An 8289-nucleotide genomic window follows, 5' to 3' on the forward strand; every position below is an offset into this window, starting at 1 on the left:
CTCGTAGAGAACATGCTCGGAAAGGTTGTCGGGATTGTAGACGTAGGTCAGCGGTTTTCCCAGGTTGGCTGCAGTGCCGCATGAAGCAAGGACTCCCAGGCACAGAAGGGTTACGAGGGCTGTTGCGGTCAAGCGTGCCGCTGTTCGTTTGGGATGCAGCTTGTGCTGAGCGGAGGTGGTGAGAGGGAGGCGGGACCTGGTAGTCGGATGGCTCACGGGATGCTCCTTTTTTGCCAGAGACTGGTCGATTCCTTGTATTGTAACGTGTGGGAGCAATGTTTGGTTTGCGGTCAAGCCCGATCTTTTGCGTAGAGCACCCCTTTCATGATAAAGTCTGCCAGGTGCGGGGAGGGGCGGCGCCGGGTGTCGCAGTCCGCAAAGGAAGTTATGAAAAAAATCAGCTTGAAGACCATCTACCTGGTCGCGCTTTCCGCGGTCTTTTCCGTGTCATTTCTTATGTTCGTGGTGTTTGACCTGCAATCGCAGCAGAAGCAAACCGAAGCGGCCATGCTTGAGGAGGCGCGCACGTTCGCGCGCGAAATGGATGCCGTCTGGCAGTTTATGGACAATTCGCAGACGGTTATCAACACGGCAGTTGATGGAAGCTATGAGTTCAAGGGGCTGCATTGCTCGAAAGTCGGGAAAAGCGTAGGTGCGCTGTTTTCGAAAGGGAGCGATTACACCATACGCTACACGAACTTCAACCCGCGCAACGTGCAGGACGAGCCTGATGGTTTCGAGGCCAAGGCTCTCGAGTCGTTTAATGCCGACTCGTCCATCACGGAGCATTATGAGGTGGCGGATTTCCAAGGAGCCGAGCGTTTTCGTTATGCCCAGGCGCTCGAAGTGGACAAGAGCTGTCTGGAGTGTCACGGTGAGCCAGCAGGCGAGATCGACATAACCGGCAAGGCGAAAGAGGGTTGGACCCTCGATTCCGTTGGCGGCGCCATCAGCATTGTTATACCGCTCGATCAGCAGCAGCAGGCGGTGCGCGACAACGTGGTGCGCGACGTGGTGTACTTCCTGCTTATCACGCTGCTCATCGGGGCGGTGGTGTACGCGGTCACCACGATATTCGTATTCCGGCCTCTCAACCGCATGAAGCTCGCCTTCGCCGAGATGGGGGAGGGTCAGCTTGTGGTGTCGCTTGATGATACGAATGCCGCGAAGGAAGTCAGCCGCCTGATCGAGCGCTTCAACAGCACGGCCGCCGAGCTCCACACGATATACGGTCACTTGGAAGAGCAGGTGGAGAGCCGCACGGACGACCTGCGGAAAGCGAACACCGCCCTTGAACGGCAGCGCGACACTTTGGAGCACCTGAATACCGAGCTGGCAAAGGAAACGCAGTTCAAAAGCGACTTGCTGTCGATGGTGAATCACGAGCTGCGCACCCCACTCACCTCCATCATTACGTTCGCGCAGATATCGCGCGAGGCATGTCCGCCCGATCGCGAGAGCGAGCGCCATTCGTGGGAGGAAATCGAGAAGAACAGCCAGATACTCCTGGCCATGATTAACGACATGCTGGACATAGCGCGCTCTGATGCGGGCAGCATCAGGACGGCGTGCGAGCCTATGGACTTGGGCGATATCGTATGCGCGGTGAAAGGGACCATGACCCCGCTTGCCCAAAAGTACAGCGTGGCGTTCTGCACGCAAGTGTCATCCGACGTGCCGCTTGTGAACGGCGACTTCGAGAAGACGCAGCGCATGTTGGAGAACCTTGCCAGTAACGCCATCAAGTTCACACCCGACGGCGGCACGGTAGAGTTGAGCATAAATGTAGACGAGTCCGATGGAAGCGTGCGCATGCGCATGGCCGATGACGGTATCGGCATCGCGCCCGAGGATCAGGAGCGCATTTTCGAGCGGTTCTTCCAGGTGGACAGCACGTCCACTCGCAAGTACAACGGCAGCGGGCTGGGGCTGGCGCTCGTGCGCGAATATGCGGCAGTTCAGGGCTTCTCCGTGTCGGTGGAAAGCGAACTGGGCCGGGGGAGTATCTTTGTTATTTCGATACCATCCGGCCTGATCGTGGGTTGAGGGAAAATGCTGGATGCACGTCTGAGGTAGCAAGCGAAGAAGGGGGCGCAATGTACAAAGTTATGCTCATCGACGATGAGGACAACCTGCATGCAGCTATCGAGAAGCTGCTGGTGCAAAACGGCTATGAGTTCATCGGTGCGAAAGATGGCGAAACCGGACTAACCCTGCTGGCCGAAGAAAAGCCCGATTTGCTGCTGTTGGATGTTATGCTGCCCGGCATCAACGGGTTCGATCTGTGTCGGCAGATTCGCGAGGCGGGGCGACGCATCCCAATCATCTTCCTTTCGGCCAAGTGCGATATCGTAGACAAGAGCATCGGGTTTAAAGCGGGTGGCGACGACTACGTGACCAAACCCTTCAATGCCACCGAGCTGCTGCTGCGCATCGAGGCGAACATCCGCCGTCACAAAGACACCATCGATTTCGCGCGCTGCTGCAACCGCGAGGGCATCGCGACGATAGGCGACCTTGAGGTGCATTTCGACGAGTACCAGATACTGGTGCGCGGCAAGCCGGTGTCGCTGACCACGAAGGAATTCGAGATCGTGGCCTTTTTGGCGTCGAATCCCGGCAAGGTATTCACGCGCAATCAGATCCAAGAATACATTTGGGGCAAAGGCGAGGCGGACGTGAAGACGAACAGCATCACCGTGTTCGTGCGCAAAATCCGCGAGAAGATTGAGGAGAACCCCTCCGAGCCCAAATACCTGCTGACCGTGCAGCGCGTAGGGTACAAGATGACCGATATGCTGTAGACAGCCGCTTTCTAAAAAATAAATCTATGCGTTTGAATATCATTAATGTGTGGTTAACAACTTCTTAATCCAACCCTTATCGGGGGTTTATCGCCATTACATGTGGTGCTCGGTAAAGTGAATGCAGCGAAAAGTTAAAAGGAGACGAGGCTTTTCGCAATTCCGTCTGGGGAAGAAAGGCTTCCCCTCCCCGCTCTTCCGCAGACGGAGGTTGTTGCTTTCGGGATCCGCCGTATGCGATTCCCCCGAAGGCCTTGGTGGATGAGAGAGAGGAGAATCGCATGACGGAATCAACGGCGAAACCACGCGGCTTTTCACGAAGGAACTTCATCAAAGGTGCGGCTGCTTTGACTGCTGCTGGCGCGCTCGTAGGATGTAGCCCGCAAACGAAAAACCTGGAGAAAGCAAAGTCGAATGTCGAGGTAATTCCTGACGAAATTTTTTCAGGAGCGTGCCGAGGACAATGTTTAAGCGGGTGCTTTCTCAATGTCCATGTGCGTGATGGACAGGTGGTCCGTACTACGGCTCGAGATTTTCCCGACACGAGATACAATAGGATTTGTCCCAAGGGGCTTACTCATGTGGGACGCATTTATAGCACCGAGCGCCTGCAATATCCCATGAAGCGAATAGGTGAACGCGGTGAGGGGATGTTTGAGCGTATAAGCTGGGATGAAGCAATACAAGAGATTGCGGATAAGTGGACGGGGTATGCTAAAGAATTTGGTGCAGAGTCTCTCGCGTTTTTTATAGGTAGTGGAAATTGCGCTATCTGCGGAGGTGGAACTGCTCCGGGATCTGCTATGGCACGCCTTCGGGAGGTTCTTGGTGCTGCAAAGATAACCCCTGATAGGGACATGGCATCTGTTGAGCGGTCCATGGCCATGCTTGGCAATACTCCTTGGCAGGGAGGCAATGAGCAAACAGACTATAAAAATGCCAAGACTTTTGTTAATTGGGGATCCAACCCTGCGATATCGCAAGTTCAAACGATGCACTTCATTTTGGACGCAAAAGATGCGGGAGCCAAACTGATTGACATCGACATAGCTTACAACACGGTAGCTTCCAAGTCTGATTGGTTCATACCTATTAAGCCTGGCGCAGACGGTGCCTTGGCTTTGGGAGTTCTCTGCGAAGTCTTTTCCCAAGGATGGCAAGATATCGAGTTTTTACGAAAATCTACGGAAGCTCCCTTTCTGATAAAAGAAGATGGGAAGTACTTACGAAAGAGTGATTTTGGAGTAGAGCCAATTCAAGGAGACCCTGATCCCGCGACGGGAAAACCCGTAGTTATTGATCCGCTTGTTGTTTGGGATGAAGAATCTGGTAGTGCGGTTGCTATCGGGGAAGCCAAGAAGCCAGCGTTGGAAAACGTGCCGGCCATTGAAGGCGTTGGTTATAAAACGGTTTACGACATCATTAAAGAGCAACTTGGCGAATGGACGGTTGAGAAAGCTTCCGATTTCACGGGCGTGCCTGTTGAGGATATCAAAGAACTAGCACGTGTCTATGCGCAAGAAGGCCCCGTTTATACGTATTCGCAGTATGGCTGCAATCACTACAACAACGGTCCCTACAACTATGGTCCGATTTATTCTCTTGTTCTTGCGACGGGCAACGCGGGAAAATCGGGTGCGGGTGCTGGTTTATGTATCGGGGGTGGCGGCAACGTAGCAAATAACGTTGGCACGCTTAAGCCAAAAGATTCAAGCGGAAACCCCATCAAAGGCGGTGGGCGCAATGTGAATTGGAATCAGGTCGCAAATGTTGTTGCAACGGGCATGCTGAGGGATAAGCCCTTCCCGCTTAAAAGTGTTTATGTTTCCTGCTCAAACCCGCTGGCTTGTCAAACTGAACATCGCGAAACAGTGAGCGTGTTTAAAGAGCTTGAGTTTGTAGTAGTTCAGGATATGGTTTTAACCGAAACAGCCAAATATGCCGATATCTTGCTTCCCGCTTGCCATTGGTTTGAAACGACGGAACTGCGTGTTATGAGTACAAATGTTCCGTACTTGATTTGGCAAGATAAGGCAATTGAGCCCCTTTACGAAAGCAAGGCGGATTTTGAGATATATAAACTTTTGGCTGAGAAAATGGGGTACGGAGAATTCTTTGATATGGAGCCCGAGGATTATATCCGTCTTTGGTTAGACTCAGATGCGGCAAGGGCTTTGGGGATTACGTTTGATAAGCTAAAGGAAGAAAAGGCTGCACGTTTCTTGCCGGGTGAAACATATATTTCATTTGACGGGGGTGTGTTTACCACCAAAACGAAACGAGCTCTTTTTTATCAGGAAACAGTCAAACCTTCTTACAATGTTGGCCAAGCGGTTGATGAGTCAAAGGAGCGAACGTTCCTTTATTGGGAGCCCGCCTTAGAGGCGGATATGAACAGCCCAGCACGGGAAAAGTTCCCCTTTAGCGTATGCTCGGATCATTTGCGCACGCGCACTCATGTTCAGTGGTGGGATGTGGGATATATGAAAGAATTCGAACCCTATCCGATTGTCCGACTGAATCCCGATGATGCTGTCCAACTGGGCATCAAGGAGGGGGACACCGTTAAATTGAGCAACGATCGTGGTTTCGTGACTATGCTGGCGACGATAAACTCTGGTCAGCAACCCAAGACGATCAGTTGCCCTCGTAGCTTTCAAGCTGGTGAATTCATCGACGGCCATTTTGCAGATCTTTCCTTTAATGACTACAACCAGTGTTGCGCTAATCAGGCATACAACGACGTAGTTGTTGCTGTCGAGAAGGTTTAGGGAGCGTGGAATTATGACACGATATGGAATGGCTATCGATCTTAAGCGGTGCTTTGGCTGCCAGACTTGTGCCGCCGCCTGCAAGGTGGCGAATAATCTTCCCAAAGAATTGTCTTACAACGTGGTGTATACCAAGGGCGACAACGATCCTACTACGTTTGGAGTTGCGGTTGCTAGGGGAGCAGTGGCAAACGACAATGCGGGAGGTACGTTTCCAAATTGCACCCTTGGTTTTCTTCCTATGCAATGTCAGCATTGCGAGAAACCAGCCTGTTTGGCGGTATGCCCAACGGGTGCTACTACTAAAGATGAAGAGACTGGCATTGTGTCAGTAGACGGCGAGTTATGTATCGGATGCGAATCGTGCATTAAAGCGTGCCCCTACGAGAAAGTGCGCACGCTCATTAGCGATAGTCCAGAATATTACCTTGATGTGGTAGTAGGTGAAAGCGATGCTCCGCCGCATAAGTCTGGGACGGTCGAGAAATGTACGTTCTGCAAAAATCTGATCGACCGCGGCGAGGTTCCAGCTTGTATGCAGCTGTGTCCGGGACGCGCGCGTTTCTGGGGCGATCTGGACGATCCTGAGTCCGAGGTGTCGAAGGCCGTTGCTGAACGCGAGCATACGTTCCTTCACGAAGAGGCGGGTACGAACCCGAGCGTGTACTATCTGTCATAGCGCTTCGGGTCGGTTGAATTGACGCGTTGTGCCGCACGCTCCCGAGAAAGAGGGAGCGTGCGGCTGCTGCGCCGAACAGGGGAGGATGCATGGATCACGATAGGTGCGAGGCTCGGCTGCGCAAGGCCATAGGCTGCGCCGATATGTGTGAGCTTTTGAGTGCGGCGTTTTCGTTTCCCGACGAGCCGCTTGCTGCTGCGCTGGCGGACGGATCGTTTACGAGTGATGTCACGCTGTGCATGGAAGATATCGGGGCCGATCCTCTTGCCGCGAGCGCGGCGAGCGAAGCGCTCGCATCTTTGGTAGGATGTGAGCCGGCGGAGTTGCTCACTGTTTTGAGGAAGGCGTACTCTCAGCTTTACCTGGCTCCGGGCGTTGACGTGCCGGTGTTTCCCTACGAATCGGCGTTTCGGTTCGTGGCGGAGGACCGCGCTGGTGCGCCGGTGCTTTTCCGGTCGCCGGTAACGCTCGATGTCGAAGCCTGTTTCGATCGGGCGGGTGTTGCCGCTGCCAACGCGCGCAAAGAGCCCTGCGATAGCGTGTTCTCGGAATTTGCCTTCTTGTCGTATCTTTACGCGTGCCTTGCCGAGGCTATTCGGGTTGGCGATGGACAGTTGGAAGAGCAGTGGTCTAACCAGCTGGATGCGTTTGTCAACCAGCATGTCGCTCAGTGGCTTCCCGCGTTTATGGAGCAGACGATCGAAGCGGCGGGTGTGGTTGCGGGAGGCGAGGCGTATGCCGCGCTTGCGCGGTTTGGATCGCAGGCGCTCGGGGCGATGGCCTGCAAGCTGCCAAGCGCTGGTCGTTGAATGGTCGCTTCCGTGTAGGGGTTCTTGATGGTAGAAGGGGAGATTGCCGGATGACTTTTGCAATCGTGCTCGTGATTACGGCGGCAGCTTCTCTGTTGCTGCGCAATCCTTTACGGAAGTGGCCGTGGTTGTTCTATGTGCTTGCCGTTGCGGTTGACGTGCTGTTTCTTGCGGAGTCGTTCATGCCGCGCTCGGTGTGGAGCCTTCTTCTGACACTGGTGCAGAAGTGCATGCTGCCGCTGGCGTTGTTTGCGGTGGTTATGTTCATCGGCGTGTTCGCGCGGGATTCGAAGGTGGGGTCGTGGCTTCGCCCCGTTCGCGCGGAGCTTTCGATTATCGCGTGGATACTGTCGCTCGGGCACATGACCGTATACCTCATGTCCTATGTTCCGCGCGTGCTTGCGGGCGGCAGTCTCGGGGGCAACGTGGCGCTTTCGTTCGTGGTGGCACTGGTGCTGTTCGCACTGCTGCTCATGCTGGGCATCACGTCGTTCAATGGTGTGAAGAAGCGCATGAAGGCCGATTCTTGGAAGCGCGTGCAGCTACTGGCGTATCCGTTCTTTGGGCTCATATACGTGCACGTGCTGCTCATGTTGTTGCCCTCGGCCCTGCACGGCGGCGTTGCCGCGCAAGTGAGCGTGGCTGTGTACACGATGGTGTTTGGAACCTACGCGGTGCTGCGGGTGGCGCGCGCGATGAAGGATCGGAAGATATAGACGACCACCGTGAGTATCTCGGGTCTCGCCAGCTTCGCTCATCAAAAGTCCATTGTGGGGCGCACGTCGTAATACGGTCTGCCGAGCCCCTGTTTAATAGAGAATGCTTACGTCGAAGTGCGACGTTTTTTGATAGCTACAGCTACTGTTTCGCGACGTTTTATAAAAGTAAGCTGCAGGTAATAGGCTACGCTCCCAGAGTTCTGATGGGTACGATGTGGACGCCGTCGCGTCGGGTTGTGGCAAAGCCTCCGATTCCCTCTAGTACTGCAAGAAAAGCGGGAGCCTTGCCACCGGCTGCCTGTATTCTGTCCTTCAACTTCAATAGGTTAGCAGCAGCCTGGTCGGCTTGGTTGTGACCGAGCTTTATTTCGATTCCTGCCCAGGTGCCGTCTGCCGCTTGAACGATAGCGTCGGCTTCAAGCCCGTCTTTGTCGCGGTAAAAGTAGACTTCGGCATCCATCGCCTCTGCATATACGAGCAGGTCGCGTAGGCAGAGCGACTTAAAAA

The 8289-nt window shown here is 54.1% G+C and carries 7 protein-coding genes; 6 read left to right on the forward strand and 1 reads right to left on the reverse strand.

Annotated elements, in window-relative coordinates:
• Positions 1–387 precede the first annotated feature (387 nt).
• The 6 genes from RR842_RS09955 (at position 388) to RR842_RS09980 (ending at position 7779) form a co-directional block, all read left to right on the forward strand.
• Positions 388–2046, forward strand: a complete 1659-nt coding sequence (locus RR842_RS09955; protein ID WP_332722296.1) for a DUF3365 domain-containing protein — start codon at positions 388–390, stop codon at positions 2044–2046.
• Between the two features lie 50 nt (positions 2047–2096).
• The gene (locus RR842_RS09960; RefSeq protein WP_332512830.1) at positions 2097–2804 is read left to right on the forward strand and encodes a response regulator transcription factor; all 708 of its coding nucleotides are present in this window, start codon (positions 2097–2099) and stop codon (positions 2802–2804) included.
• A gap of 281 nt (positions 2805–3085) precedes the next feature.
• Positions 3086–5575 (forward strand): molybdopterin-dependent oxidoreductase, encoded by a 2490-nt coding sequence (locus RR842_RS09965; RefSeq protein ID WP_332729639.1) that lies wholly within the window; start codon positions 3086–3088, stop codon positions 5573–5575.
• 13 nt (positions 5576–5588) lie between these two features.
• Positions 5589–6254 (forward strand): 4Fe-4S dicluster domain-containing protein, encoded by a 666-nt coding sequence (locus tag RR842_RS09970; protein WP_332729641.1) that lies wholly within the window; start codon positions 5589–5591, stop codon positions 6252–6254.
• A gap of 89 nt (positions 6255–6343) precedes the next feature.
• Positions 6344–7063: a molecular chaperone TorD family protein gene (locus RR842_RS09975; RefSeq protein WP_332512836.1), complete on the forward strand. Its 720-nt coding sequence runs from the start codon at positions 6344–6346 to the stop codon at positions 7061–7063.
• A gap of 50 nt (positions 7064–7113) precedes the next feature.
• The gene (locus RR842_RS09980) at positions 7114–7779 is read left to right on the forward strand and encodes a hypothetical protein (protein WP_332518721.1); all 666 of its coding nucleotides are present in this window, start codon (positions 7114–7116) and stop codon (positions 7777–7779) included.
• Between the two features lie 187 nt (positions 7780–7966).
• On the opposite strand, the gene RR842_RS09985 is transcribed toward RR842_RS09980, so the two are convergent.
• Positions 7967–8289 (reverse strand): DUF4143 domain-containing protein (locus RR842_RS09985; RefSeq protein WP_332729643.1); only part of this gene is annotated, 323 nt, incomplete at its 5' end.

It is taken from the genome of Gordonibacter sp. (assembly GCF_036667095.1).
Taxonomy (GTDB): domain Bacteria; phylum Actinomycetota; class Coriobacteriia; order Coriobacteriales; family Eggerthellaceae; genus Gordonibacter.

Excerpts from the sequence above, each read along its gene's own strand:
- RR842_RS09960 (WP_332512830.1), top strand. The coding sequence starts at position 2,097 with ATGTACAAAGTTATGCTCATCGACGATGAGGACAACCTGCATGCAGCT.
- RR842_RS09965 (WP_332729639.1), top strand. The coding sequence starts at position 3,086 with ATGACGGAATCAACGGCGAAACCACGCGGCTTTTCACGAAGGAACTTC.
- RR842_RS09975 (WP_332512836.1), top strand. The coding sequence starts at position 6,344 with ATGGATCACGATAGGTGCGAGGCTCGGCTGCGCAAGGCCATAGGCTGC.
- RR842_RS09980 (WP_332518721.1), top strand. The coding sequence starts at position 7,114 with ATGACTTTTGCAATCGTGCTCGTGATTACGGCGGCAGCTTCTCTGTTG.
- RR842_RS09970 (WP_332729641.1), top strand. The coding sequence starts at position 5,589 with ATGACACGATATGGAATGGCTATCGATCTTAAGCGGTGCTTTGGCTGC.
- RR842_RS09955 (WP_332722296.1), top strand. The coding sequence starts at position 388 with ATGAAAAAAATCAGCTTGAAGACCATCTACCTGGTCGCGCTTTCCGCG.